The organism is Lysobacter claricitrinus, assembly GCF_045866565.1.
Taxonomy (GTDB): Bacteria; Pseudomonadota; Gammaproteobacteria; order Xanthomonadales; family Xanthomonadaceae; genus Cognatilysobacter; species Cognatilysobacter claricitrinus.
Genome location: NZ_BAAFZV010000002.1, coordinates 923,936 through 948,917, shown reverse-complemented (window position 1 = coordinate 948,917; position 24,982 = coordinate 923,936). Strand labels below are relative to the sequence as shown.

Here is a 24,982-nt window from a genome sequence, read left to right as displayed (position 1 = left end):
TGAGAGAAATGACCGACACGCCCCGCGACATCGACGCAACGCTCATCGACACGGCATCGACCGTAGCGGCGGGCGCGGCTGCGCGCGCGGACGTGCCGGTCGCCGCGTCGGGGTCGAAGAAGACGAACCTCTTCGACCTCGAACGCGTGCAGCTCGAGGATTTCTTCGAGCAGGTGCTGGGCGAGAAGCGTTATCGCGCGCACCAGGTGATGAAGTGGATCCACCACCGCTACGTCACCGATTTCGCGGACATGACCGACCTCGGCAAGGCGCTGCGCGCCAAGCTCGAGCAGCACGCGCACATCCATGCGCCGTCGGTGGTGTTCGACAAGGCCTCCGAGGACGGCACGCACAAGTGGCTGCTCGGCATGGACCCGAAGAACGCGATCGAGACGGTCTACATCCCCGACAAGGGCCGCGGAACGCTGTGCGTGTCGTCGCAGGTGGGCTGCGCGCTCAACTGCCAGTTCTGCTCGACCGCGACGCAAGGTTTCAACCGCAACCTGTCGACCGCCGAGATCATCGGCCAGGTCTGGGTCGCGGCGCGCCATCTCGGCAACGTCCCGCACCAGCAACGCCGCCTCACGAACGTCGTGATGATGGGCATGGGCGAGCCGCTGGCGAACTTCGACAACGTCGTGCGCGCCATGAGCATCATGCGCGACGACCTCGGCTACGGCCTTGCCAACAAGCGCGTCACGCTGTCGACCGCCGGCATGGTGCCGATGATCGACAAGCTCGGCGAAGTCAGCGACGTGTCGCTGGCGGTTTCGCTGCACGCGCCGACCGATGATCTGCGCAGCGAACTCGTTCCGCTCAACAAGAAGTACGGCATCGAGATGCTGATGGAGTCCTGCGTGCGCTATGCGCTGCGCAAGCCCGGCACGTCGGTGACCTTCGAATACACCTTGATGAAGGGCGTCAACGACCAGCCCAGCCACGCGCGCGGGCTCGTCCAGCTGATGCGCGCGTTTGACCGGTCCGTGCAGATGAAGGGCGCGGCCAAGGTCAATCTCATTCCGTTCAACCCGTTCCCCGGTACGCGATTCGAGCGCCCGACGGACCAGGCGATTCGCGCGTTCCAGAAACTGCTCAACGAAGCGGGCATGATCGCGCCGGTGCGCCGCACGCGCGGCGACGATATCGACGCCGCCTGCGGTCAGTTGAAAGGGCAGGTCATGGATCGCACCCGCCGCAACGCCGAATTCCGTCGGCAGCTGGCGAAACAGGAGCAAGGTGATGCCGCAGCGTGAGTTCGTGAGGACGTCGACGGTCCTGGTGGTTCTGGGATCGCTCGTTTTCGCATCCGCCTGCAGTCGTCTCACCTTCGTTCGTCAGGACACCTCGCGCGGCCATTACGAGCAGGTCGCGCACGAAGTCCAGATCGACCCCAAGAACCACGCGCGCGACACGGCGTACACGATGACGCAGGTCGCGCAGTCGCGGCTGGTCAGCGGCAATGCGCAGGGCGCGGTCGAGGCCGCGGAAGCCGCGTTGAAGGCGGATCCAAACGCGATCGAGGCGCACAGCCTGCTCGCCCTTGGGCTCGACGCATTGGGCCGAAGCCGCGAGGCGGGCCCTCACCACAAGCGCGCTGCCGAACTGGCGCCCGATCGCGGCGCCTTCCTCAACAACTACGGCATCTGGCTGTGCTCGAACGGGCAGGCGCCGGCGTCGCTCGACTGGTTCGATCGGGCCGCCGTCGCGCCAGGCTATGAAACGCCGGACTCGGCGCTCGCCAACGCGGCCGCGTGCGGTCTGCAGGCCGGGCAGGGCGCCCGCGCGGAACGCGCCGCCCGCCAGGCGCTCGCAATCGCGCCAGCCAATCCGTTGGCGCTCCAGACCCTCGCACGCATCGAACTCACCGCCGGCCGCGCCATGGAAGCGCGCGCTTTCGTCGAAAGGCGCCTCGCTGCGGGCCCGGCTGATCCCGAAACGTTGCAGCTCGCGTCACAGATTGAGCAATCGCTCGGCGACACGGCCGCGGCCGCGCGCTACGGTCAACGCCTGCGGACGGAGTTTCCCCCGGACTCCCGTCCCGTTGGGGAAAAATGATGACGACCATGCACTCGGCCGGCACTGCCGCCGGCGAGCGTTTGAAGCGGGCACGTGAAGCCAGTGGAGCCAGCCTTGCCGAAATTTCGGCGCGGACGCGGCTCCCTTTGCATGTCCTCCAGTGCCTCGAATCCGGCGAGTGGGATCGCCTCGGGCCGCCGGTGTTCGTTCGCGGCCAGGCCCGCGGCTATGCCCGCGTGCTCGGCATCTGCATCGACGACGAGACGCTGCCCAGCCCGTTCACGACCACGCAGATCCCGACGCTCGTCAGCCACGCCCATGTGCCGCGCTATCGCTACATGGCCGAGAACCTGGCGCGCCGCGCGGTGTACGCCGTCCTGACCGTCGCGCTGGTGGTGCCGGTGTGGCTCGCCACCCGCAGCCATACAGAAGGCGCGCCGCCGGTCGAATCCCTGGACGTCGGGCCGTCGCAGGCGCAGGCCGCCGATCCGGTCGCGCGCACGCCGATGGTGGCGTCGCTGGCGCCCATCGCCACTCCGGCGCAGTCGCTCGCGCCACTACGCCTCGAGATCGGCGGCGACAGCTGGGTCCAGCTGTTCGGCGCCGACGGTGGCGTCGTCGAGAAGGGCATGCTGCATGCGGGCGAGTCGCGCGACATCCAGCCGAATGAAATCAGCCGCCTCGTGCTGGGCAATGCGTCGGAGGTGCGGGTCACGCTGCACGGCGAGCCGGTGGACCTGACGCCGTATACCCGAGCGAACGTCGCGCGCTTTACGTTATCCTCTGACGGTTCCCTCGCGCCGTCCGCGCCCTGATTCCGCCATCCGGCCGGATCACCCGGCCGACTCCGCGCGAGGCCCAGTCCTCCAGCGGTCCCTGCGCAGTTCGCAGGGCGAGACAGCATGGCGATCGACGAACTTTTCGACGAACACGAACAGAGCCGGCGCGTCCAGGATTGGCTGCGCCGTAACGGCGGCGGCCTGATCGGCGGCGTCCTTCTCGGCTTGGCCGCGGTCGGCGGCTGGAAATACTGGCAGCAACGCCAGGCACAGGCGCAGATGAGCCAGGCCGACACGTTCCAGGCCGCCATCGACGCGGTCGAACATGACGGCGTAAAAGCGACGCCGCGCGTGAACGCGTTGCCGCAGGGCATCTATCGCAGCCTCGCGGCACTGCGCCTCGCGAAGGCGCAGGCGGACGCGAACGACGCCACGGCAGCAATCGCCACGCTGCGCGGCGCCATGCCGGACGACGCATCGTTGCGCGCGATCATGCAGCGTCGCATCGCACGCTTGCAGATACAGTCCGGCAAGGGCGCGGATGCGCTCGCGTCGCTCACCGCGAACGACGGCCCCACGCTCGACCTCCGCGGCGACGCGCAGTTCGCTCTCGGTCAGGTCGACGCGGCGCGCGAGTCGTACCGTAAGGCGCTCGCGCTGACCGAGGTCGGCTCGCCGCAACGCAAGCTGATCGAACTCAAGTACACCCAGGTCGGTGGCGAGCCCGCCCCGTCGCAGACACCGTGAGGCCCCCATCGATGAAGTCCGCTCGCATCCTTTCCCCGTCCGGCCCGGTCGTCCGCGTCGCCCTGCTGGCGGCTGCGCTCGTCGCGGTTTCGGGCTGCTCGACCGTCAGTGGCTGGTTCAGCGGCAAGGATTCGAGCAAGAAGGCGGCCAAGCCGACCGAGCTCACCGCGATCACGCCGACGATCAACGTCGCGCAGTTGTGGAGCACGTCGGTCGGCGGCGGTGAAGGTCATCTCGGCCTGCGCCAGGGCCCCGTTGTCGACGGCGGGCGTGTGTTCGCCGCCGCGCTGAAGGGTGGCGTGTACGCGCTGGACCTGCCGACTGGCAAGGCCGTGTGGCATCACGAGACCAAGGTCCAGGTGTCGGGCGGTCCGGGCGTCGGCGAAGGCCTCGTCGTTGTCGGCGGCCTCGAAGGCGAAGTGATCGCGCTCGACGCCGCGACCGGCGCCGAGAAGTGGCACGCCAAGGTCGGCAACGAAGTCGTCGCGGCGCCCGCGATCGGCCAGGGCCGCGTATTCGTGCGTTCGGTCGACGGCCGCGTCACCGCGTTCGACGCGGCCACCGGTGAGCGTCGTTGGTTCTGGAACCACGATCTTCCGACCCTCACCGCGCGCGGCAACGACGGCGTCGCGATGGGTCCGGGCGTGGTGTTCGTCGGCAACGACGACGGCACGCTGACGATGCTTTCGGTCGCCGACGGCCGCCCGCTGTGGGATCTCCCGATCGCGCAGCCGGAAGGCCGCAACGAACTGGAGCGCATGGCCGACATCGACGGCACGCCGGTGCTCGAGGGCGGCACGCTGTACGCGACGAGCATGAAGAAGACGACCGCCGCGATCGACGCGCCGAATGGACGGCCGATGTGGAGTGCCGAGCACGGCGGCCCGGGTCGTCCTGCGGTGTCGAGCGATCGCGTGGTCGTGACCGAAGCCGACGGCGGCGTGTTCGCGCTCGACAAGCAGAGCGGCGGCGCGTTGTGGCAGCAGCCGGCGCTCCTGCGTCGCGACGTCACCGCGCCGGCCATCGCGGGCGACGCTGCCGTGGTGGGTGACCTCGACGGTTACGTGCACTGGTTGCGTCTGTCCGACGGCGCGTTCGCTGCGCGCATGCGTGCTGGCGGCGACGCCATCCTCGCCCCGCCGGTGGTTTCCGACGGCATCGTGCTGGTGCAGAACACCGACGGCCGCCTGACCGCGTTCCGCGCGCAGTAACCTTATGCCGCGGGCCGCGCAGGTGGCGATGCCACCGCGCGGCCCGTTTCGTTTTCCAGGCCCATCCGAGGTCGCACCATGCTCCCGCTCGTCGCCCTCGTTGGTCGCCCGAATGTCGGTAAATCCACGCTGTTCAACGTGCTGACGCGCACGCGCGACGCGCTCGTGCACGACGAGCCGGGCGTGACGCGCGATCGCAATTACGGTGTCGCGCGCCCGGAAGGCCGTCCGCCGTTCGCGGTGGTCGACACCGGCGGCATCGCGGGTGAGGACGAAGGCCTCGCGGGCGCGACCGCGAGGCAGGCACGCGCGGCCGCGGAAGAAGCGGATCTGGTGCTGTTCGTGGTGGACGGCCGCGAAGGCCCGTCGTCGCTCGACGACGAAATCGTCGGCTGGCTGCGCCGCACCGGTCGCCCGACGCTTCTGGTCGTCAACAAGACCGACGGCATCGACGCGCAGCAGTCCCTCAACGAATTCGTGCGTTACGGCTTGCAGGAGAGCATCGCCGTTGCGGCGGCACATCGCCACGGTGTCGATGCGCTTCTCGCGCGCATCTATGCGAAGTTGCCGGAAGAGGGTGCGACGCCGGTGCTCGACGATGATCCGGCTCGCGTGCGCGTCGCGTTCATCGGGCGTCCGAACGTCGGGAAGTCGACGCTGGTGAATCGCGTGCTCGGCGAGGAACGCATGATCGCGTCCGAGGTGCCGGGCACGACGCGCGACTCGGTTTCGATCGACATGGAACGCGATGGTCGCCTTTACCGACTGATCGACACCGCGGGCCTGCGCCGCAGGTCGCGTGTCGACGAAGCGGTCGAGAAGTTCTCGGCGTTCAAGACGCTCGCCGCGATCGAGCAATGCCAGGTCGCGGTCGTGCTGCTCGATGCGTCAGAAGGCATTACCGACCAGGACGCGACGGTGCTCGGCTACGCGCTGGATGCCGGCCGCGCGCTCGTCATCGCGCTGAACAAGTGGGACGGCCTGACCGACTACCAGCGGGAGCAGGCGCTGACCGTGCTGTCGCGCAAGCTCGGTTTCGTCGAATGGGCGGAATCCGTGCGCATCAGTGCCAAGCACGGCACCGGCATGCGCGAGCTGTTCGCTGCGGTGCATCGCGCGCATGCGTCGGCAACGCGCCAGTTCAGCACGAGCGAGGTCACCCAGGCGGTCGAGATCGCCTACGAGACGAATCCGCCGCCGGTCGTGCGCGGGCATGTGGCGAAGATGCGGTTCGCGCATCCCGGCGCGAGCAATCCGCCGACATTCATCATCCACGGCACGCGGCTTCGTACGATCAGCGACACGTATCGTCGCTATCTCGAGAACTTCTTCCGCAAGCGCTTCAAGCTGGTCGGCACGCCGGTGCGCTTCATCTTCCGCGAGGGTAGCAACCCCTACGAGGGGAAGAAGAATCCGTTGAGCGAGCGGCAGGTCGCGAAGAAGCGCCGGCTGATCCGGCACGTCAAGCGGAAGTAAGCCGTTCGCGACACGCCGTTCCGGTGCGATCGCGATCGACGCCGCGTCTTGCGGGACAATGCGCTCATGATTCCGACCGTCGCACCGTCCGAAGCCCTCGAGCGCCAGCGCGCCGGTGCGGTGCTGATCGATGTGCGCGAGCGTCACGAACGTGCGACCGGCATGGCCACGGGCGCGGTTGCGTGTGCCGCGGCCGACATCACCGCGACGTTTACCGACCGCACCCGGGCGATCGGTGTGATCTGCGAATCCGGCGTGCGCTCGGCAAAGGCAGCCGCGACGTTGCTCGATCTCGGCTACGCGCACGCGTTCTCGGTCGATGGCGGCACGCGTCGCTGGCACGCCGACGGCCTGCCGCTCGTGCAGCCGGAGTCCGACGCCGACTTCTTCGATCGCTACTCGCGCCATCTGCGGCTGCCTGAAGTGGGCATCGATGGGCAGGAGCGACTGCAATGTTCGCGCGTCCTGGTCATCGGCGCGGGTGGGCTCGGCTCGCCGGCCGCGTATTACCTCGCCGCTGCCGGGGTGGGCACGCTGCGCATCGCCGACGACGACATCGTCGACCGCAGCAACCTGCAGCGACAGATCCTGCACACCGACGCGCGCGTCGGGGTGTCGAAGGTGGACTCCGCGACGACGACGTTGACGGCGCTCAATCCGCGTCTGCGCATCGAAGGCGAGGTCGTGCGCGTGACGTCCGAGAACGTCGATGCGTTGCTGGACGGCGTCGATGTCGTGATAGACGGCGCCGACAACTTTCCCGCGCGCTACCTGCTCAACGATGCCTGCGTGCGCCATGCGAAGCCACTGGTCTACGGCGCGGTACATCGCTTCGAAGGCCAGCTGTCCGTGTTCGATGCCGGACGCCATCGCGGCGAATGCCCGTGCTACCGCTGCCTGTTTCCCGAACCGCCGCCCGCCGACGCCGCGCCGAACTGCGCGGAAGCCGGCGTGCTCGGCGTATTGCCCGGGGTGATCGGACTGTTGCAGGCGACGGAAGCGATCAAGTTGCTACTCGGCATCGGCGAGCCGCTGGCCGGCCGCCTGCTGCATTTCGACGCGTTGGCGATGCATTTCCGCGAGACCCGCCTGCGCCCGGATCCCGATTGCGCCGTCTGCGCGCCGGGTCGACCGTTCACGGGCTACATCGACTACGCCCGGTTCTGCGCGGGCTGAGGCGATAATGCGCGCCCGTTCCCATGCCGCGCGCCGATGACCGACGATCGCCCGACCGCCCGCATCCTCGACGGCAAGCGCATCGCCGAGACGCTGCTCGACGAGCTCAAGGCGCGCGTGGACGCCCGGCTCGCGGCCGGGAAGCACGCGCCGGGGCTCGCGGTCATCCTGGTGGGCGACGATCCCGCGTCGTCGGTGTACGTGCGCAACAAGCGTCGCGCGGCGCAGAAGGTCGGCATCCGCGCGGTCGACCACGACCTGCCTGCGGATACCAGCGACGCCGACCTGCTCGCGCTGATCGATCGCCTGAATGCGGACCCCGCGATCCACGGCATCCTCCTGCAGCTGCCGCTGCCCGATCGTCGCGAGGCCTCCGCGCTGATCAACCGCATCGACCCGCGCAAGGACGTCGACGGCTTCCATCCCCAAAACGTCGGCGCGCTGGTGCTGCGCGAGTTCGGCCTGCGTCCTTGCACGCCGCGCGGCATCACCACGCTGCTCGGCTACACGGACCAGCCCGTGCGGGGCCGCAGCGCCACCATCGTCGGCGTCAGCAACCACGTCGGCCGCCCGATGGCGCTGGAGCTCCTGATCGCCGGCTGCACGGTGACGTGCTGCCACCGGTTCACGCCCGCGGAAACGCTCGAAGCCGCGGTGCGCGGCGCGGACGTCCTGGTCGTGGCGGTCGGCAAGCCGGGGCTGATTCCGGGCGAGTGGGTGAAACCCGGCGCGGTGGTGATCGACGTCGGCATCAACCGGCTGGACGACGGGCGCCTCGTAGGCGACGTCGGCTTCGACGCCGCCGCGCGCCGCGCAAGCTGGATCACGCCCGTGCCCGGCGGGGTGGGACCGATGACCGTCGCCACGCTCATGGAAAACACGCTGGACGCGGCCGAAGCGCTCGATCCCTGATCGCCGTGTTCCATGTCGGCGCGACGGCGGCCGCGCCGTCACGTTACAATGACGCGCTTCATCCTCCCGGGGCCGCCCATGCTGCGCATCCAGGCTGAAGCGCTCACCTTCGACGACGTTTCGCTCGTCCCCGCGCACTCGACAGTCCTGCCCAAGGACGTCTCGCTCGCGACCCGTCTCACCCGTGACCTCACGATCCGCCTGCCTATCCTGTCGGCGGCGATGGATACCGTGTCCGAAGCCCGCCTCGCGATCGCGATGGCGCAGCTCGGCGGCATCTCGATCATCCACAAGAACATGACGGTGCAGCAGCAGGCCGCGCAGGTTTCGCAGGTCAAGAACTTCGAAGCCGGTGTCATCCGCGAGCCGTTCACCGTCGGCCCCGACACCACGATCGCGGAAGTGCTGAAGCTGACGCGGGCGCGCAACATCTCCGGCGTGCCGGTGGTGGACGAGGGCGGCCAGCTGGTCGGCATCGTCACCAGTCGCGACATGCGCTTCGAAACGCAGCTCGACGACCCGGTGCGCAACATCATGACGCGCAAGGATCGCCTCGTGACCGTGCGCGAAGGCGCGCCGGATGACGAAGTGCTCGGCCTGCTGCACCGCAACCGCATCGAGAAGGTGCTCGTCGTCAACGACGAGTTCGCGCTGCGCGGCCTCATCACCGTCAAGGACATCCAGAAGAAGCGCGACAATCCGACGGCGGGCTACGACACCCGCGGCCGGCTGCTCGTCGGTGCCGCGGTGGGCGTGGGCGGCGACACGGAAGCGCGCATCGAGGCGCTGGTCGCAGCGGGCGTCGACGTGATCGTGGTCGACACCGCGCACGGCCATTCGCAGGGCGTTCTCGACCGCGTGAAGTGGGTCAAGACGAAGTTCCCGAAGTGCCAGGTCATCGGCGGCAACATCGTCACCGGTGATGCGGCGCTTGCGCTGATGGACCACGGCGCGGACGCGGTGAAGGTCGGCGTTGGCCCCGGTTCCATTTGCACGACGCGTATCGTCGCCGGCGTCGGCGTACCGCAGATCACGGCGGTCGACATGGTGGCCGAAGCGCTGCAGGAACGCATTCCGCTGATCGCCGACGGCGGCATCCGCTATTCGGGCGACATCGGCAAGGCGATCGTCGCCGGCGCATCGAGCGTGATGATCGGCGGCCTGTTCGCGGGCACCGAGGAATCGCCGGGCGAGACCGAACTGTTCCAGGGTCGCAGCTACAAGAGCTATCGCGGCATGGGCTCGCTCGGTGCGATGGAAAAGGGGTCCAAGGACCGCTATTTCCAGGATGCGAGCGACGCCGACAAGCTGGTGCCGGAAGGCATCGAAGGCCGCGTGCCGTATCGCGGCCCGCTGCGCGGTGTCGTGCATCAACTTGCCGGCGGCCTGCGCGCAACGATGGGTTACGTCGGCTGCGCGACCATCGAAGAGATGCGCAAGAAGCCCAACTTTGTGCGCGTCACCAGCGCCGGCACGCGCGAGAGCCACGTGCACGACGTGCAGATCACCAAGGAACCGCCGAACTACCGTACGTAGTTCGCGGCGCGCCTTCAGGCGCAACACGATGTCGACGGCCGCGACGTCGCGCCGTCGGGACAGTCACCGTCCCGCTCGCCGGGACGCACCGGAAAAGCCAGCGCCGTGCACGACATCCACAGCGACAAGATCCTGATCCTCGATTTCGGCGCGCAGTACACGCAGCTGATTGCACGCCGCGTGCGCGAGCTCGGCGTCTACTGCGAGATCTGGGCGTGGGACCACGATCCGGAGGAGATCGCCGCGTTCGCGCCGAAGGGCATCATCCTGTCGGGCGGGCCGGAATCGACGACGCTTCCCGGCGCACCGCGCGCACCGCAGCAGGTGTTCGACTCGGGTCTGCCGGTGCTGGGCATCTGCTATGGCATGCAGACGATGGCCGCGCAGCTCGGCGGCGCGACCGAAGCGGCCGACGCGCGCGAGTTCGGTTACGCGACAGTCGAACTCGTCGCCGAAGACTCCCTATTCGGCGACCTGAAGGACCACCCGGGCGCACCGCCGCGCCTCGACGTCTGGATGAGCCACGGCGACCACGTCTCGCATGCGCCGCCGGGTTTCATCGTGACCGCGCGCACCGATCGCATTCCCGTCGCCGCGATGGCGAACGAGGACAAGCGCTGGTACGCGGTGCAGTTCCATCCCGAAGTCACGCACACCAAGCAGGGCCAGGCGCTGCTGCGACGTTTCGTCGTCGATATCTGCGGATGTGCCACGTTGTGGACGGCGGCCGGCATCATCGAGGACCAGATCGCACGCGTGCGCGCGCAGGTCGGGACAGACGAGGTGATCCTCGGACTTTCCGGCGGTGTCGACTCGTCCGTGGTTGCCGCGTTGCTGCATCGCGCGATCGGCGACCAGCTCACGTGCGTGTTCGTCGACACGGGCCTGCTGCGGTTCAACGAAGGCGACCAAGTGATGGCGATGTTCGCCGAGCACATGGGCGTGCGCGTCGTGCGCGTCAACGCGCGTGATCGCTATTTCGCTGCGCTCGAAGGCGTGGCCGATCCCGAGGCAAAGCGGAAGATCATCGGCGGCCTGTTCGTCGATATTTTCGACGAGGAATCCGCCAAGCTCGCGAACGCGAAATGGCTGGCGCAGGGCACGATCTATCCCGACGTCATCGAATCGGCCGGCAGCAAGACAGGCAAGGCGCACGTCATCAAGAGTCACCACAACGTCGGCGGGCTACCGGAGCACATGAAGCTCGGCCTCGTCGAGCCGTTGCGTGAGCTGTTCAAGGACGAGGTGCGTCGCCTGGGCGTCGAACTCGGCCTGCCGCGCGAGATGGTCTACCGCCATCCGTTCCCGGGCCCGGGCCTGGGCGTGCGTATCCTTGGCGAGGTGAAGCCGGACTACGCGGAAATCCTCGCGAAGGCCGACCACATCTTCATCGACGAGCTGCGTCGCGCAGACCTCTACGACAAGGTCAGCCAGGCGTTCGCGGTGTTCCTGCCGGTGCGATCCGTCGGCGTCGTTGGCGATGCACGCGCATACGAGTGGGTGATCTCACTGCGCGCCGTCGAGACCATCGACTTCATGACCGCGCACTGGGCGCATCTGCCGCACGAGTTCCTCGGCAATGTGTCCAATCGCATCATCAACGAAGTGCGCGGTGTTTCGCGCGTCGTGTACGACATCAGCGGCAAGCCGCCGGCTACGATCGAATGGGAATGAATGGCCTGCTTGCGTGGCACCGCCGCGCAGGCCATTCATTGCCCGGCCCGCTGGGCCGGGCCGGGAGTTCGCGGTAGTCGTCGCGCGACAGCACGCTGTTCAAGAACAACGGCCGCCACCCAACGCATGTCATCCCCCAACCCCACCGACGAACACTTCATCCGCGAAGCACTCGCGCTCGCCACCCACGCACGTGACGTCCACGACGAAATCCCCGTCGGCGCACTCGTCGTCGACGCGAACGGGCAGGTCATCGGCCGCGGCTGGAACCGCAACATCGGCGACAACGATCCCAGCGCGCACGCCGAGATCATCGCCATGCGCGAAGCGGGCAGGGCGCTCGCCAACCACCGGCTGATCGGCTGCACGCTCTACGTCACGCTCGAGCCCTGCGCGATGTGCGCGATGGCGATGATCCATGCGCGCGTGTCGCGCGTGGTGTTCGGCGCGTTCGATCCCAAGACCGGTGCCGCCGGCAGCGTGTTCGACCTGCTGACGGACGCACGCCACAACCATCATGTCGAGGTCGCGGGCGGCGTGCTCGCGGACGAGGCGGGCACGATGCTCAGGGGCTACTTCCGCGCCAAGCGCGGCAAAGGTGCTGCGCGCTAGCTGCGATGCCGCTCGATCTCGTGGTCCAGCTCCTCGTCGAAGCTGCGCACCGCGAGACTGACCTCGCTGCCGAGCAGCAGGCTCGCGCCGAACAGGAATACGACACCGAGGATGGCCAGCACCGTCGGCAGTACGTCGAGGTGGAAGCGCAGGAAAGCGTTGATCGCGAGCGCCAGACTGGTGCCGACGAAACAGCCGAGCGCGAGGTAAAGCATCTGGCAGGCGCGCAGCACCAGGTGCGCGCGACGGCGGTGGCGACGGATGCGCAGGTCACGTGCCGCAGGATCCGGCGCCGCGTGATTCCACTCGATGATCAACCCGCGTAGCCGGTCGACGACGCGTGCCAACCGTGCATTCGCCGAAACCAGCATCGAGCCCGTTGCCGTCATGAGCAACGCGGGAGCGAGCATGGTGGTGAGGATCGCGTAGTGGCCGGCGTTGAGGATGGGGTTCATGCGTCGTGCTCCGGTATCACTGGATTATGATGCGCAGGACACCGCAAGGACCATGCGCATGACCGATCTCCGCACCCAGGGCCAGCGTCTCATCTGGATCGACCTCGAGATGACCGGCCTCGACACCGACAACGATTCGATCCTCGAGATCGCCACCGTGGTCACCGATGCGGATCTCAACATTCTTGCCGAGGGGCCGGAGCTCGCGATCGCGCATCCGGTCGAGCGGCTCGAGGCGATGGACGACTGGAACCGCAACCAGCATCGCCGGTCGGGGCTGTGGGAGCGCGTCGTGTCGCAGGGCGTCTCGATGGCGGACGCCGAGGCACGCACCGTCGAATTCCTCAACCAATGGCTCGCGCCGAATTCGTCGCCGATGTGCGGCAATTCGATCTGCCAGGATCGCCGCTTCCTGCATCGCCTGATGCCGCGCGTGGAAAGGCATTTCCACTATCGCAATCTCGATGTCAGCACGATCAAGGAGCTCGCGCGTCGCTGGGCGCCACAGGTATCGGCGGGCGTGAGCAAGGAGTCGGCGCATACCGCATTGAGCGATGTCCGCGATTCGATCGCGGAGCTGCGCCACTACCGCAAGTTCATGGGTCCGTTGGGCGGCAATACCGCCTGACCCGGAACTTTCCCCATCGCGTCGCATCGAATCGGCGGGATTCGTTGCACGGACGTAAGCGATGAGGCACGAAGTGGATCGCGATCGCGTACTCGCACTGGCGCTCACCGCGCTGGTGCAGGCCGCGTTCGTCCTGATGCTCGTACGGTTCGTGCCGGCATCGCGGGTAGCCGCTGCGGTCGACGATGCGCTTGTCGTCAGCTACGTGCCGCGACGCAGAACTGATCAGGAAACCTCGACGGTTCGCGCACCGGAGGTTCAACCAAGAGTCGCGTCGCTCTCCGCGCAGCGCAGGCACCGGTCCGGTAATCGCAGCTCGTCGAGCGTCAGCGGCACTAGCGTCGACGACGATTTCGACGCTGCGCCAGCGCCGCTCGATCTACGCATTCCCGAGCCTCCAACGTTTCCTGACCACTTCGCAACACGTGAACACCGGACCGACCCGTCGATCAACGTGCGAACGACGCGGTTTGCGGATGCCTGGCGTGGGGGTGGGACGTTGCTCGACGAAGCACGTGCGCGCTCCGGCATCGTCCGCATCGCGACATCGCTGTTCGGCGGACCGCCGCGCCACTGCAGTGAGGTTGAGCGTCGCCTGCGCAAGCCGGACTGCCTGCCCGAGCCGGCCGATCTCGAACTCGACCCCTGAAACGAGCGAGGCCCGCTTTCGCGGGCCTCGAGAGTAGTGGCGTCCCCACGGGGATTCGAACCCCGGTCGCTACCGTGAAAGGGTAATGTCCTAGGCCTCTAGACGATGGGGACGTCGGGCTTGTCGGATGAACTCGACTTGCCTTGACTTTTGGTGGAGCCAGCCGGGATCGAACCGGCGACCTCTACAATGCCATTGTAGCGCTCTCCCAGCTGAGCTATGGCCCCACGCGCTGGAGAGCCGGCATATTAGTGAGCGACCCCGGCACCGTCAAGCATCGTCGACGATTTCTTCACGTTCTTCGACAGGAATCGCGCCTTCGAAGCGAAGCGTCGCCGTGCCGTGTCCGCGCTCTCCCAGGTACTGCAGCCATTTGCCGAGGAACGTATTCATCCGCATGCGGTGGCCGAGCAGCCGTTCAGGCGTGGGATTGAGTCCGATCACGTCCTGCCAGCGACGACCGACATAGCAGTGCGTGGCCTCCGCCTGTCGCGCGTCGTGGTAAAGCCGCACGTACGCCGACGGATCGGATTCGCCCGTCACCGGGTCGCGCATGGCGTAGGTGAGCCTGACTTCCGTGGTGTAGGGGTGCTGACCCGTCACGTCGACGCGAACCGGCACGCCGTCGCCGATGTCCGACACCCAGCGACCTTCGCGCAAATGGCGGATATCGAAAAGCCGCCCCAGGCGGCCGTGGTTCTCGGCGTACAACGCCATCAGCCAGGCGAAGCGGCTGAGTCGGGGAACGAGACGTTTGCGGGCGACCAGTTGCGACATGGCCCGACTCTACACGCCCGTTGTCCGCGAGAGTGCGACGGCGTCCGACCCGTTCAGCAAGCGACGGGAACGCTGTCACAGCCCGCCTAGAACATCTCGCGTTGCAGGTTCAGAGTGGTCAGGACCTTGCTCGCGATCTCTTCGATCGAGGTGTGCGTGGTGCTCAACGTGGCCAGGCGTTCCGCACGGAACATCGCCTCCGCAGCGGCCACTTCGCGGCGGCAGGTTTCCAGTTGCGCATAACGCGAATTCGGACGGCGCTCCTGGCGGATCTGCTGCAGGCGCGCCGGGTCGATCGTCAGGCCGAACAGCTTGTGCCGATACGGCCGCAGGCGCGGCGGCAGGCGGTCGTGCTCGAGGTCTTCCTCGGTCAGCGGATAGTTCGCCGCGCGCACGCCGTAGTGCAGGGCGAGATAGATGCACGTCGGCGTCTTGCCCGCGCGCGACACCGCGACGAGCACGAGGTCGGCCTCGGAATAGTCGAGACTCTGGCCATCGTCGTGCGTCAGGGTGAAATTGATCGCGTCGATGCGGCGGTGGTATTTCTCGAAGTCGACCATGCCGTGCGCGCGACCGACGTGGCGCTGTCGAGTCTGCCCGAGCTCGCGTTCCAGCGGCTCGATGAACGGCGCGAAGACGTCGAGCATCAATGCGCCGCTTTCGATCAGTGCCGCGCTGATTTCCGGGTCCACGCACGAGTTGATCACGATCGGGCGGACACCATGCCGTGCTGCCGCCTCGCGGATGCGGGCGACCGCGTCCTGCGCGCGCTCCAGCGAATCGACGAACGAAATGCGCGTGGTGTCGAACCGCGTTTCGGTGAATTGCGTCAGCACGCTGTGGCCGATGGTCTCGGCGGTGATGCCGGTGCCGTCGGAGACGTAGAACACGGGGCGGACTTCGCTCATCGGGATGCGCGCCAAACGTTGGTCGGACAGGAAAAACCCCGGCAAATCAAGCTTGTATGCGCGGGACGCAGCGGCGATCATATCCGCTATTCGCCGGCGATCGCGCCCGCAAACACCCTTGGAGACGGTCTTGAACGAGAACATCCTCTGGTTGCACGCGCTTCGCCTGTCGGACCTGGCGCGCGTGGGGGGCAAGAACTCGTCGTTGGGCGAGATGATCGGCAACCTCGCGGGCCTCGGCGTGTCCGTGCCGGGTGGTTTCGCGACCACCTCGGACGCGTTCAAGGCATTCATCGCGCACAACGATCTCCACCAGCGCATCTTCGACCGCCTGGCGACGCTCGACGTCGAGGACGTGCACGCGTTGACGGCGGCGGGCGGCGAGATCCGCGGCTGGGTGATCGACGCGCCGCTGCAGCCGGAACTGGACCGCGAGATCCGCGCCGCCTACCGCCAGCTGTGCGCGGAGAACGGTGGCGGCGACGTTGCCGTCGCAGTGCGTTCCTCGGCCACCGCGGAAGACCTGCCGGATGCGAGCTTCGCCGGCCAGCAGGAAACCTTCCTCAACGTGACCGGTGAGGACGACGTCGTCCACAAGGTCAAGGAAGTCTTCGCCAGCCTCTACAACGACCGCGCGATCGCTTATCGCGTGCACCACGGGTTCAAGCACGAGGACGTGTTCCTGTCCGCTGGCGTGCAGTTGATGGTGCGTTCGGATGTCGGCTCTTCGGGCGTGTTGTTCACACTCGACACCGAATCCGGCTTCCGCGACGTGGTGTTCGTCACCGCCAGCTACGGCCTCGGCGAGATGGTCGTGCAGGGCGCGGTGAATCCCGACGAGTTCTATGTCTACAAGCCGACGCTGCGCGACGGCAGGAAGGCGATCCTGCGCCGTACGCTCGGCGCCAAGCAGCTACGCATGGTGTATTCGAACGTGCCGGGCGAGCGCGTGCGCACCGAGCCGACGCCGGACGACCTGCGCAACCGATTCTGTGTCAGCGACGAAGACGTACAGGAACTGTCGAAGCAGGCGCTCGTCATCGAACAGCACTACGGCCGCCCGATGGACATCGAGTGGGCGAAGGACGGCGTCAGCGGCAAGCTCTTCATCGTGCAGGCGCGGCCGGAAACGGTGAAGTCGCGTGCGCATGCGACGCAGATCGAGCGCTACCAGCTCATGCAGCGCGGCACGGTGGTGTGCGAAGGCCGCGCAATCGGCCAGAAGATCGGTACGGGTGTCGCGCGCGTGGTGCGTTCGCTCGACGACATGAGCCGCGTGCAGCCGGGCGACGTGCTCGTCGCAGACATGACCGACCCCGACTGGGAGCCGGTAATGAAGCGTTCGGCCGCGATCGTCACCAATCGCGGCGGCCGCACCTGCCATGCCGCGATCATCGCGCGCGAACTCGGCGTTCCTGCGGTCGTCGGCACGGGCAACGCCCTGGACACCATCAAGGACGGCCAGCAGGTCACGGTCAGCTGCGCCGAAGGCGACACAGGTTTCATCTACGACGGCGAGCTGCCGTTCGATCGCAATGTCGCCGACCTTGAGCACATGCCGCCGGCGCCGCTCAAGGTGATGATGAACGTCGCGAATCCCGAGCGCGCATTCGACTTCGCGATGTTGCCGAACGCGGGCGTCGGCCTCGCGCGCCTGGAGATGATCATCGCCAGCCACATCGGCGTGCATCCGAAAGCGCTGCTCGAATACGACCGCCAGGACGCTGAGACGAAGAAGAAGATCGACGCGAAGATGGCGGGCTATTCGAGCCCTGTCGATTTCTATGTTGATCGCCTGGCCGAAGGCATCGCGACGATCACGGCGTCGGTGGCGCCGAATCCGGTGATCGTGCGCCTGTCCGACTTCAAGTCGAACGAATACGCCAACCTGATCGGCGGCACGCGCTACGAGCCGCACGAAGAGAACCCGATGCTCGGCTTCCGCGGCGCCAGCCGTTATGTCGACCCGAGCTTCGCTGCGGCGTTCGCGCTCGAGTGTCGCGCGGTACTCAAGGTCCGCAACGAGATGGGCCTGAAGAACTGCTGGGTCATGATCCCGTTCGTGCGTACGCTCGACGAAGGCCGCAAGGTGGTCGAGGTGCTGCGCAAGAACGGACTCGTGCAGGGGGAGGACGGCCTGAAGATCATCATGATGTGCGAGGTGCCGTCCAACGCGCTGCTGGCCGACGAGTTCCTCGAGATCTTCGACGGCTTCTCGATCGGTTCGAACGATCTTACGCAGCTGACGCTGGGTCTGGATCGCGACTCGGGCATCGTCGCCAATCTGTTCGACGAACGCGACCCAGCGGTGAAGAAGCTGCTGTCGATGGCGATCCAGGCTGCGCGCGCGAAGGGCAAGTATGTCGGCATCTGCGGCCAGGGACCGAGCGATCACCCCGATCTCGCGCTGTGGCTGATGGAGCAGGGCATCGAATCGGTGTCGCTGAATCCGGACACTGTGGTCGATACGTGGCTGCGCCTTGCGAAAGCGAAAGCGGCGAAGTAAGCGACGGCAAGTAAGCCACGATCGTCGCAGTCGAAAAAAAGCCCCGCTTCGGCGGGGCTTTTTGTTTCATCCGGTTGGAAGGCCCCACGATGCCGCTATGCCGCTATGCCGCGATGTCAGCGCGCGTGATCGATCGTCAACGCAGTTTTCGCATCCGACGCGACCTGCATCGCAGGCGACTCAAGATCGCCCGTCTGCGCGTTGGCGACGCCGGTGCGGGAGACGCGCGCGACGATCTCGACCTGCGGCAGCTGCGAGAGCCGGCGCGTCGGCATCGGGCTGTCGGCGTCGGAGAGCACGACCGTCGCGGGAAGATCGGCGAGCGCGAGACGCTTCGCCGCGACGGGCATCGGCATGCCGCCGGGTTCGCGCGCGAGCACGAATACGGCCGCGTCGCTCGGCAGCCCCTGGCGCAGCGCGGGTGCGATGTCGACACGCACGGTCAATGTGCGCGCCTTCGGAATCGCCGACTCCGGCAACGGCGGCAGGCCGGCATCGCGACGCGCATTGTCGATCTGCGTGCGAAGCGCACCGGCGGTCGAAGGATCGACCGCAGCGAGCAGCGGCTGCCACGTTGCCGCGGCGTCGGCGGCATTGCCCGCCTGGCGTTGCGCGACGCCGAGGAACCAGCGGGAACGCTGATGCGCGGGCTGGATCTCGAGCGCGTGGCGCAGCATGGCGACGGATTCGGCGTCGAAACGGCGACCGGGCGCCACGATCGCGCGTGCTTCCGCCGCCTGTGCGAGCAAGTCGGGATCGCGCGGCGCGTAGCGGAGCGCCTGGGTGTACGCGCGTACGACATCGGCGGTGCGGCCTTCGGCGCGGTAGGCGTCCGCGAGCAGTCGCCATCCATCGGGCTGCGCGGGATTGCGTGCGAGTTCGCTTTCGAGGCGATCCACCGCCGACGACAGCGTGTCGACCGGGCGCACATTGGCGGGATCGAGCGCCGCTGGCGTGCCGACCAACAGGTACAGCGCGGAGACCGATACGAGCGCAGCGCCCGCCACTACGCCGCCGAGCATGGGGCGTCGCCGGATCAGAGGCCAGAACGCGAAAACCAGCACGACGAGGCCCAGTGCGAGCGCCGTCGCGATGAACGTATTCGACATCACCATTCGCCGCTGTCCTCGGGGCTCGTGCTTGCGGCGTTGGTACCGACGCGCGAGCGGTTGCGGGCGACGCGCCACACGATGCCGCCACCTGCGAGCAGGATCAGTACCGGCCCGAACCACAGAAGCCACGTCGAAGGTTCAACCTCGGGCTTGTACAGCACGAATTCGCCATAGCGATCGACGAGGAAGCGGCGGATCTCGTCGTCGCTTCGACCTTCGCGCATCAGTTGCAGGATTTCGCGACGCAGGTCGATGGCGATAAGCGCTTCGGAATCGGCGATCGACTGGTTCTGGCACATCACGCAGCGCAGCTGGTGCGTGAGGTCGCGAAAGCGCGCTTCCTCGGCGGCGTCGTGGAATTGGAGCGGGCGACGGTCGGCGACCTGTGCGGTCGCGCTGCCGATCGCGAGTAGTGCCGCCAGCAGGATGAGGGCGAACTTACGCACCGCGTTCGCCCTCGATCGCGGACAGCTGCGGCAGCAGTTCGTCCCGGATGATGGAATCCGTCAGCGGGCCGACGTGTTTCCAGCGGATACGACCGCGCGCGTCGATCAGGAACGTTTCCGGCGCGCCGTAGATGCCGAAATCGATCGCGGTCGTGCCCGGTTCGTCGGCGATCACCAGCCAGTACGGGTTGTTGAACTGCTCGAGCCAGCGCAGCGCATCCTCGCGCGAGTCCTTCAGGTCGTAACCGATCACGCGCACGCGCTTGGTTTCGGCGAAACGCGTGATAACCGGATGTTCTTCGCGACACGCCGGGCACCAGCTGCCCCAGACGTTGAGCACGTACGGCGCGCCGTGCAGGTCGGCGGCGCGCACGATGCGTTCGGGCTGGTGCAGCGACGGCAGCGCGAACGCGGGCACGTTCTTGCCGATCAGGGGCGAGGGCAACGCTTCGCGATCCGGCTTGCGGCTCAGCCACACGCCCGCGCCGAGTAGCGCCGCCAGCACGCCGAACACGGCGAGCGGAATCCAGCGGGCGCGGGTCATGGTGTCGCTCCCGCCGTGGCTGTGTCGTCCGCCGCCACCGATGGCGAGGGTGCGCGTGCATTACGGAACCGGCGATCGAACGCTGCGGCGATTCCGCCCAATGCCATCAACAGCGCGCCGCCCCAGATGAAGCGAACGAACGGCTTGATGTGCACGCGCACGGCCCACGCGCCGCCACCGAGCGATTCGCCGAGCGCGACGTAGAGATCGCGCGCGACGCCCGGCCGGATCGCGGCTTCGGTCATCACCTGGCCGCCGCTGGCGTAGCTGCGCTTCTCGGGATGCATGGTGTCGAGCACGCGACCACTCTCCGAGACGATCACGGTGCCGCGGTCGGCGATGTAGTTCGGACCCTGCCGGCGTTCGACGCCGTCGAAGCGGAACTCGTAGCGACCGAGCACGACGGCCTGCCCGGGTTTCAACGCGAGTTCGTGCTGCTGCGCCATGCCTTCGACCAGCAACGCGCCGGCGATGAACAGCCCGAGCCCGGTGTGCGCGAGAATCATGCCGGCCATCTCGCCGGTGAAGCGCCCGCCTGCGGTGCGTACGCGCTGTACGACGAAGCGAACCGTGCCGAGCACCACCCACACGATACCGACGACCGCCAGCGCGGACTTCCATCCGCCCTGCGGCAACAACACGAACGCGGCGATGCCCGACAGGATCGCCAGCACCGCGAGCGGCGCGAGCAGGCGCGCAGGGCGCGACGGATCTTCGCGCTGCCAGCGTGTCAGCGGGCCGAAAGGCAACAGCAATGCGAGCAGCCCGATCAGCGGAATGAAGAACGATGCGAAGTAGGGCGGGCCGACGGAAATCTTGCCCATGTCGAGCGTGTCGGCGAGCAGCGGATACAGCGTGCCCAGCAGCACCATCGCGCACGACGCGGTGAGCAATACGTTGTTCACCAGCAGCAGCGTTTCGCGCGAGAACATCGCGAAGTAGCGCGGCGGAGCGGCCGAGTTGTCGGGCGCCCTGAGCGCATACAGCAGCAACGAACCACCGACCACGATGCCCAGGAAGACCAGCACGAAGGCGCCGCGCGTGGGATCCGCGGCGAACGCGTGCACGCTGGTCAGTACGCCCGAGCGCACGAGGAACGTGCCGAGCAACGACAGCGAGAATGCGGCGATGGCGAGCAGCAGCGTCCAGCCGATGAAGCCGCCGCGCTTCTCTGTCACCGCCTGCGAATGGATGAGCGCGGTGCCCGCGAGCCAGGGCATGAACGACGCGTTCTCGACGGGATCCCAGAACCACCAGCCGCCCCAGCCGAGTTCGTAGTACGCCCACCACGAACCGAGCGCGATGCCGACGGTGAGGAACGCCCAGGCGATGTTGGTCCACGGCCGCGTCCAGCGCAGCCAGCGCGTATCGACATCGCCTTCCAGTAGCGCCGCGATTGCGAACGCGAACGGCACCGAGAACCCGACGTAGCCGGTGTAGAGCATCGGCGGGTGGATGATCAGGCCCGGATCCTGCAGCAGCGGATTGAGGTCGCGTCCCTCAACGACCGCCGGCAGCAATCGACCGAACGGATTGCTGGTGAAGATCAGGAAGGCGAGGAAACCGACCGCGACGATGCCCATCACGCCGATCACGCGCGCGACAACATGCCGCGGCAACGCGCGCGAGAACGTCGCCACTGCGGCGGTCCACAGCGCGAGCACCAGCGCCCACAGCAGCAGGGAGCCTTCGTGCGAGCCCCATACTGCAGAAAAGCGGTAGGGCATCGGCAGCAACGAGTTGCTGTTCTCGGCGACGTACTTCACCGAAAAATCCTGGGTGACGAACGCGTGCGTCAACACGCCGAATGCGATGGCGATGCTCGCGAGCTGTGCGTACGCCGCGGGGCGTGCGAGGTCCATCCACGCACCGATGCCGCGATGCGCGCCGACCAGCGGCAGCGTCGCCTGCGCGATCGCGACGACGAACGCCAGCAGCAGCGCGAACTGGCCGAGTTCAGGCAGCATCGAAACCTCCGGTCACTGCATGGCTTCGGCGGGCGCCGACTGCGACGCGGGCGGCGAGCCGGCGGCCACGTCGTGCTTGCGGTGCGCCTTGCCCATCTTCTCGGCGACTTCCTTGGGCATGTAGGTCTCGTCGTGCTTGGCCAGCACCTGCTCGGCGACGAAACGATCGCCCTGCATGTGGCCGGTCGCGATCACCGCCTGGTCCTCGCGGAACAGGTCGGGAAGGATGCCGGTGTAGACGACGGGCATCACGCGATCGCCGTCGGTGACATCGAAGTGCGCTTCCATCGAGCCTTCGGCGCGCTTGAACGAGCCGCGCGCGACCATCCCCCCCAGGCGGAACTTGGTCGCGCCGTCGCGCACCTGCGCACCGGCCTGTCCGCCGAAAATTTCCGACGGCGTGTAGAGGTAGGCGACATTGCGTTGCAGCGCCATCGCGACGAGCGTGGCCGCGAGGCCGGCGCCCAGCACGAGCGCGACGAGCCACAGCATGCGGCGACGACGGATCGGGTTCATTGCGTTTCCATGGAGCGCTTCGGGCGCGCGCGCGCGGCGTCGCGCGATTCGCGTCGCCTGGCGGCGCGAAGGTGGCGGAGGATCTGGATGCGCGTCGACAGGAAATCCCAGCCGAGCACGACGGCGAATACGGCGTAGGCCGCGGCGACATAGTTCGCGTAGTTCATCGCGCACCTCCGGCAGCCTGCGCGACCCACTGCTTGCCGGCCTCGCGACGAAGGTTGTCCGCGCGTGCGCGTGCAAGCAGTGCGCCGATGAACCACACGTGCGTGCCGATCACCATCCACACCAGCGGCGCCATCATCGACGGGTCCATCGACGACTTCCCGAACAGGCGGATCGTCTGGCCCTGGTGCAGCGAGTTCCACCACACCACGGAGTAATGAATGATCGGCAGCAGCACCACGCCGACGATGGCGAGGAACGATGCGGCGCGCGCGGCGATGCGGCGGTCGTCGATGGCGCCGTAGATGCCCATCACGCCGAGATAGAGGAACAGCAGGATCAGCTCGGTGGTCAGGCGCGGGTCCCAGTCCCACCACGTGCCCCACATCGGCTTGCCCCAGATCGAGCCGGTGAGCAGCGTGATCAGCGTGAACGCGGCACCGATCGGCGCGCAGGCCATCGCGAGGATCTCGCACAGCTTGATGCGCCAGATCAGGGCGATGGCCGCGTAGAACGCCATCGCGGCGAACGCGGCCATCGACATCCACGCCGACGGCACGTGGATGTAGAGAATGCGGAAGCTGTCGCCCTGCTGGTAGTCGGCCGGCACCGTGAACAGCGCGCCGTAGACGCCGACCAGCATGGCGAGCAGGCCAAGCCCATAACCCCACGGCGCCCAGCGCGCGGCGAAGCGGTCGAAGTAGGGCGGCGAGCCGAGTTGGTGGAACCAGCGGACCAGCGGATTCATGCGGACGTCGGGGCGAGCGGGGCGCCGGTCGATGCGTGCGGGAAAGTATCCCGGACGATCGCCGGAGAGCACTTGATCGGGCTCAATTCGAAGGGCCTCAGTTCAGGGCGATCCGCAGCGCGGCGGCCGCGGCGACCGGGGCAAGCAGCAGGCTGGCGACCAGTCCGGCACCGAGCAGCAGCAGCGCACCGGTCGGGTCCAGCCCCTGCGAGGCGGCGACGACGCTTCCTGCGCCGAACACCAGCACCGGCACGTAAAGAGGCAGGGCCAGCAGGGCGACAAGTATACCGGAGCGCTTCATTCCGACGGTCAGCGCGGCCACCACCGCACCGATCAGGCTCAGCAGCGGCGTACCCAGCGCGAGCGACGCCATGAGCACCGGCAGCTGGTCGCCGGGGAGGTGTAGCAGCAAGCCGAGAACCGGCGTCGCGACCAGCAGCGGCAGGGCGGACGTCGCCCAGTGCATCGCGGTCCGGACCAGCACCAGCCACGGCAGCGGCACCGGCGCGAGCATCCACTGCTCGAGCGAGCCGTCCTCGGCGTCGGATCGGAACAGGCTGTCGAGCGACAGCTGGCCGGCCAGGAGCACGGCCAGCCAGAGCACGGCGCTGGCGACCTTAGGCAGCAGCTTGTCCTCGGTGCCGAGCGCCAGTGCGAACAGCACCACGACCAGCACCGCGAACATCGCCGGCTGCAGCGCATCGCTGCGGCGGCGCCAGAGCAGGCGGGCGTCGCGACGGATCAGCGCGGCGGCCGACGTAGCGAGTCCGGGGCCGCGGCTCACGACGCCCGCTCCAGATGCAGCAGTCGTGTCCGAACCGGGGGCGCGGCGTAGGCGCCGTGGGTGGTGAGCAGCGTGGCGCCGCCGTCGTCCAGATGCAGGCGGATCAGGCGGTTGACCAGCTCGATGCCTTCGAGGTCGAGGTTGGCGTAGGGCTCGTCGAGCAGCCACAGCGGGCACGGCGACAGCCACAGGCGGGCGAGCGCGAGTCGCTTGCGCTGGCCGGCGGAGAGTTGGCGGGCGAGCTGGTCCTCGTAGCCGGCGAGGCCGACCAGGTCCAGTGCTTCGCCGGCGTCGAGGCTCGCGCGTCGGCCCTGCAGCCCGGCCATGCAGTCGAGGTTTTCCAGCGCCGACAGGTCGCCCTTGAGCCCGGACAGGTGGCCGACATAGCCGATCACGCCGGCGCGTTCGGCGGGCGTCGCGTGGCGGCCGTGGATGCGGACCTCGCCGGCGTCGGCGCGGAGCAGGCCGGCGAGCACGCGCAGGAGCGTCGTTTTGCCGGCGCCGTTCTCGCCCTGCACGAGCAGGGCTTCACCGACGTCGACGGACAGGTCGAGCGGCCCGAAGACGGGTTCGTCGTCGCGGGAGAAGCGCAGTCCGGTGGCGTCGAGCAGCGGCGGGTGGGGTGCGTCGGGCATCGG

Annotated in this window: 26 protein-coding genes and 2 tRNA genes; 14 read left to right on the top strand and 14 right to left on the bottom strand. The window is 67.6% G+C overall.

Features of this window, described 5'->3' with window-relative positions; translation table 11 throughout:
- Positions 1-8 precede the first annotated feature (8 nt).
- From rlmN to tadA, 11 genes are all read left to right on the top strand, one after another.
- Positions 9-1,253 carry a 23S rRNA (adenine(2503)-C(2))-methyltransferase RlmN gene (gene rlmN, locus ACKTTN_RS09235; protein ID WP_407909556.1) on the top strand — a complete coding sequence of 415 codons (1,245 nt, stop codon included), beginning with the start codon at positions 9-11 and terminating at the stop codon, positions 1,251-1,253.
- Between the two features lie 169 nt (positions 1,254-1,422).
- The gene (locus ACKTTN_RS09230; protein ID WP_407909555.1) at positions 1,423-2,055 is read left to right on the top strand and encodes a tetratricopeptide repeat protein; all 633 of its coding nucleotides are present in this window, start codon (positions 1,423-1,425) and stop codon (positions 2,053-2,055) included.
- An 8-nt stretch (positions 2,056-2,063) separates the two neighbouring features.
- Complete coding sequence (locus ACKTTN_RS09225) at positions 2,064-2,831, top strand: helix-turn-helix domain-containing protein (RefSeq protein WP_407909554.1); 768 nt, start codon at positions 2,064-2,066, stop codon at positions 2,829-2,831.
- 87 nt (positions 2,832-2,918) lie between these two features.
- Positions 2,919-3,542, top strand: coding sequence for a YfgM family protein (locus ACKTTN_RS09220; protein WP_407909553.1), 624 nt, complete (start codon positions 2,919-2,921; stop codon positions 3,540-3,542).
- A gap of 11 nt (positions 3,543-3,553) precedes the next feature.
- Positions 3,554-4,753 carry an outer membrane protein assembly factor BamB gene (bamB, locus tag ACKTTN_RS09215; protein ID WP_407909552.1) on the top strand — a complete coding sequence of 400 codons (1,200 nt, stop codon included), beginning with the start codon at positions 3,554-3,556 and terminating at the stop codon, positions 4,751-4,753.
- A 78-nt stretch (positions 4,754-4,831) separates the two neighbouring features.
- The gene (gene der, locus ACKTTN_RS09210) at positions 4,832-6,229 is read left to right on the top strand and encodes a ribosome biogenesis GTPase Der (protein WP_407909551.1); all 1,398 of its coding nucleotides are present in this window, start codon (positions 4,832-4,834) and stop codon (positions 6,227-6,229) included.
- A gap of 66 nt (positions 6,230-6,295) precedes the next feature.
- Positions 6,296-7,405, top strand: coding sequence for a molybdopterin-synthase adenylyltransferase MoeB (gene moeB / locus ACKTTN_RS09205; protein WP_407909550.1), 1,110 nt, complete (start codon positions 6,296-6,298; stop codon positions 7,403-7,405).
- Positions 7,406-7,441: 36 nt separating this feature from the next.
- Complete coding sequence (folD, locus tag ACKTTN_RS09200) at positions 7,442-8,317, top strand: bifunctional methylenetetrahydrofolate dehydrogenase/methenyltetrahydrofolate cyclohydrolase FolD (protein WP_407909549.1); 876 nt, start codon at positions 7,442-7,444, stop codon at positions 8,315-8,317.
- A gap of 78 nt (positions 8,318-8,395) precedes the next feature.
- A complete protein-coding gene (gene guaB, locus ACKTTN_RS09195) occupies positions 8,396-9,853 on the top strand; it encodes an IMP dehydrogenase (RefSeq protein WP_407909548.1) in 1,458 nt (485 codons plus the stop codon).
- Positions 9,854-9,958: 105 nt separating this feature from the next.
- Positions 9,959-11,527 carry a glutamine-hydrolyzing GMP synthase gene (gene guaA / locus ACKTTN_RS09190; protein ID WP_407909547.1) on the top strand — a complete coding sequence of 523 codons (1,569 nt, stop codon included), beginning with the start codon at positions 9,959-9,961 and terminating at the stop codon, positions 11,525-11,527.
- 126 nt (positions 11,528-11,653) lie between these two features.
- Entirely contained in the window at positions 11,654-12,139 is a 486-nt protein-coding gene (gene tadA, locus ACKTTN_RS09185) for a tRNA adenosine(34) deaminase TadA (RefSeq protein WP_407909546.1), read from the top strand.
- On the opposite strand, the gene ACKTTN_RS09180 is transcribed toward tadA, so the two are convergent.
- Positions 12,136-12,594: a DUF2721 domain-containing protein gene (locus tag ACKTTN_RS09180; protein WP_407909545.1), complete on the bottom strand. Its 459-nt coding sequence runs from the start codon at positions 12,592-12,594 to the stop codon at positions 12,136-12,138. The genes tadA and ACKTTN_RS09180 overlap by 4 nt on opposite strands.
- Positions 12,595-12,652: 58 nt before the next feature.
- On the opposite strand from ACKTTN_RS09180, the gene orn reads away from it, so the two are divergent.
- Together orn and ACKTTN_RS09170 are read left to right on the top strand one after the other, a co-directional pair.
- Positions 12,653-13,222, top strand: a complete 570-nt coding sequence (orn, locus tag ACKTTN_RS09175) for an oligoribonuclease (protein ID WP_407909544.1) — start codon at positions 12,653-12,655, stop codon at positions 13,220-13,222.
- Positions 13,223-13,283: 61 nt separating this feature from the next.
- Positions 13,284-13,871: a hypothetical protein gene (locus ACKTTN_RS09170; RefSeq protein ID WP_407909543.1), complete on the top strand. Its 588-nt coding sequence runs from the start codon at positions 13,284-13,286 to the stop codon at positions 13,869-13,871.
- A 37-nt stretch (positions 13,872-13,908) separates the two neighbouring features.
- Here ACKTTN_RS09170 and ACKTTN_RS09165 read toward each other — a convergent pair.
- The 4 genes from ACKTTN_RS09165 to ppsR all read right to left on the bottom strand — a co-directional run bounded on the left by ACKTTN_RS09165 (position 13,909) and on the right by ppsR (position 15,556).
- A tRNA-Glu gene (locus ACKTTN_RS09165) sits at positions 13,909-13,984 on the bottom strand.
- Positions 13,985-14,022: 38 nt separating this feature from the next.
- Positions 14,023-14,098, bottom strand: a tRNA-Ala gene (locus ACKTTN_RS09160).
- A gap of 43 nt (positions 14,099-14,141) precedes the next feature.
- Positions 14,142-14,648, bottom strand: coding sequence for a DUF1249 domain-containing protein (locus tag ACKTTN_RS09155; protein ID WP_407909542.1), 507 nt, complete (start codon positions 14,646-14,648; stop codon positions 14,142-14,144).
- Positions 14,649-14,734: 86 nt separating this feature from the next.
- Positions 14,735-15,556, bottom strand: a complete 822-nt coding sequence (gene ppsR, locus ACKTTN_RS09150; RefSeq protein ID WP_407909541.1) for a posphoenolpyruvate synthetase regulatory kinase/phosphorylase PpsR — start codon at positions 15,554-15,556, stop codon at positions 14,735-14,737.
- Positions 15,557-15,686: 130 nt separating this feature from the next.
- On the opposite strand from ppsR, the gene ppsA reads away from it, so the two are divergent.
- The gene (gene ppsA / locus ACKTTN_RS09145; RefSeq protein WP_407909540.1) at positions 15,687-18,062 is read left to right on the top strand and encodes a phosphoenolpyruvate synthase; all 2,376 of its coding nucleotides are present in this window, start codon (positions 15,687-15,689) and stop codon (positions 18,060-18,062) included.
- A gap of 116 nt (positions 18,063-18,178) precedes the next feature.
- On the opposite strand, the gene ACKTTN_RS09140 is transcribed toward ppsA, so the two are convergent.
- The 9 genes from ACKTTN_RS09140 to ccmA form a co-directional block, all read right to left on the bottom strand.
- Entirely contained in the window at positions 18,179-19,171 is a 993-nt protein-coding gene (locus ACKTTN_RS09140; RefSeq protein WP_407909539.1) for a tetratricopeptide repeat protein, read from the bottom strand.
- Positions 19,171-19,620, bottom strand: a complete 450-nt coding sequence (locus ACKTTN_RS09135; RefSeq protein WP_407909538.1) for a cytochrome c-type biogenesis protein — start codon at positions 19,618-19,620, stop codon at positions 19,171-19,173. Before ACKTTN_RS09135 ends, ACKTTN_RS09140 begins: the two co-directional genes overlap by 1 nt.
- Entirely contained in the window at positions 19,613-20,164 is a 552-nt protein-coding gene (locus ACKTTN_RS09130; protein ID WP_407909537.1) for a DsbE family thiol:disulfide interchange protein, read from the bottom strand. Before ACKTTN_RS09130 ends, ACKTTN_RS09135 begins: the two co-directional genes overlap by 8 nt.
- Positions 20,161-22,131, bottom strand: a complete 1,971-nt coding sequence (locus ACKTTN_RS09125; RefSeq protein ID WP_407909536.1) for a heme lyase CcmF/NrfE family subunit — start codon at positions 22,129-22,131, stop codon at positions 20,161-20,163. Before ACKTTN_RS09125 ends, ACKTTN_RS09130 begins: the two co-directional genes overlap by 4 nt.
- Before the next feature lie 12 nt (positions 22,132-22,143).
- Entirely contained in the window at positions 22,144-22,647 is a 504-nt protein-coding gene (ccmE, locus tag ACKTTN_RS09120; protein ID WP_407909535.1) for a cytochrome c maturation protein CcmE, read from the bottom strand.
- Positions 22,644-22,814 (bottom strand): heme exporter protein CcmD, encoded by a 171-nt coding sequence (gene ccmD / locus ACKTTN_RS09115; protein WP_407909534.1) that lies wholly within the window; start codon positions 22,812-22,814, stop codon positions 22,644-22,646. The genes ccmE and ccmD overlap by 4 nt, the downstream gene beginning before the upstream one ends.
- The gene (ccmC, locus tag ACKTTN_RS09110; protein WP_407909533.1) at positions 22,811-23,560 is read right to left on the bottom strand and encodes a heme ABC transporter permease CcmC; all 750 of its coding nucleotides are present in this window, start codon (positions 23,558-23,560) and stop codon (positions 22,811-22,813) included. The genes ccmD and ccmC overlap by 4 nt, the downstream gene beginning before the upstream one ends.
- Positions 23,561-23,657: 97 nt before the next feature.
- Positions 23,658-24,344, bottom strand: a complete 687-nt coding sequence (ccmB, locus tag ACKTTN_RS09105; protein ID WP_407909532.1) for a heme exporter protein CcmB — start codon at positions 24,342-24,344, stop codon at positions 23,658-23,660.
- Positions 24,341-24,979, bottom strand: a complete 639-nt coding sequence (gene ccmA, locus ACKTTN_RS09100; protein ID WP_407909531.1) for a heme ABC exporter ATP-binding protein CcmA — start codon at positions 24,977-24,979, stop codon at positions 24,341-24,343. Before ccmA ends, ccmB begins: the two co-directional genes overlap by 4 nt.
- Positions 24,980-24,982: the final 3 nt, after the last annotated feature.

Bases quoted from the DNA above. Each gene is read 5' to 3' on its own strand.
- moeB (WP_407909550.1), top strand. From the start codon at position 6,296: ATGATTCCGACCGTCGCACCGTCCGAAGCCCTCGAGCGCCAGCGCGCC.
- ppsR (WP_407909541.1), bottom strand. From the start codon at position 15,556: ATGAGCGAAGTCCGCCCCGTGTTCTACGTCTCCGACGGCACCGGCATC.
- ACKTTN_RS09140 (WP_407909539.1), bottom strand. From the start codon at position 19,171: ATGTCGAATACGTTCATCGCGACGGCGCTCGCACTGGGCCTCGTCGTG.
- ccmD (WP_407909534.1), bottom strand. From the start codon at position 22,814: ATGAACTACGCGAACTATGTCGCCGCGGCCTACGCCGTATTCGCCGTC.
- ACKTTN_RS09155 (WP_407909542.1), bottom strand. From the start codon at position 14,648: ATGTCGCAACTGGTCGCCCGCAAACGTCTCGTTCCCCGACTCAGCCGC.
- ACKTTN_RS09230 (WP_407909555.1), top strand. From the start codon at position 1,423: ATGACGCAGGTCGCGCAGTCGCGGCTGGTCAGCGGCAATGCGCAGGGC.
- ACKTTN_RS09130 (WP_407909537.1), bottom strand. From the start codon at position 20,164: ATGACCCGCGCCCGCTGGATTCCGCTCGCCGTGTTCGGCGTGCTGGCG.
- der (WP_407909551.1), top strand. From the start codon at position 4,832: ATGCTCCCGCTCGTCGCCCTCGTTGGTCGCCCGAATGTCGGTAAATCC.
- ACKTTN_RS09180 (WP_407909545.1), bottom strand. From the start codon at position 12,594: ATGAACCCCATCCTCAACGCCGGCCACTACGCGATCCTCACCACCATG.
- ccmC (WP_407909533.1), bottom strand. From the start codon at position 23,560: ATGAATCCGCTGGTCCGCTGGTTCCACCAACTCGGCTCGCCGCCCTAC.
- tadA (WP_407909546.1), top strand. From the start codon at position 11,654: ATGTCATCCCCCAACCCCACCGACGAACACTTCATCCGCGAAGCACTC.
- ccmE (WP_407909535.1), bottom strand. From the start codon at position 22,647: ATGAACCCGATCCGTCGTCGCCGCATGCTGTGGCTCGTCGCGCTCGTG.
- ACKTTN_RS09170 (WP_407909543.1), top strand. From the start codon at position 13,284: ATGAGGCACGAAGTGGATCGCGATCGCGTACTCGCACTGGCGCTCACC.
- ccmA (WP_407909531.1), bottom strand. From the start codon at position 24,979: ATGCCCGACGCACCCCACCCGCCGCTGCTCGACGCCACCGGACTGCGC.
- bamB (WP_407909552.1), top strand. From the start codon at position 3,554: ATGAAGTCCGCTCGCATCCTTTCCCCGTCCGGCCCGGTCGTCCGCGTC.
- ACKTTN_RS09125 (WP_407909536.1), bottom strand. From the start codon at position 22,131: ATGCTGCCTGAACTCGGCCAGTTCGCGCTGCTGCTGGCGTTCGTCGTC.
- rlmN (WP_407909556.1), top strand. From the start codon at position 9: ATGACCGACACGCCCCGCGACATCGACGCAACGCTCATCGACACGGCA.
- ACKTTN_RS09220 (WP_407909553.1), top strand. From the start codon at position 2,919: ATGGCGATCGACGAACTTTTCGACGAACACGAACAGAGCCGGCGCGTC.
- folD (WP_407909549.1), top strand. From the start codon at position 7,442: ATGACCGACGATCGCCCGACCGCCCGCATCCTCGACGGCAAGCGCATC.
- ACKTTN_RS09225 (WP_407909554.1), top strand. From the start codon at position 2,064: ATGCACTCGGCCGGCACTGCCGCCGGCGAGCGTTTGAAGCGGGCACGT.
- guaB (WP_407909548.1), top strand. From the start codon at position 8,396: ATGCTGCGCATCCAGGCTGAAGCGCTCACCTTCGACGACGTTTCGCTC.
- orn (WP_407909544.1), top strand. From the start codon at position 12,653: ATGACCGATCTCCGCACCCAGGGCCAGCGTCTCATCTGGATCGACCTC.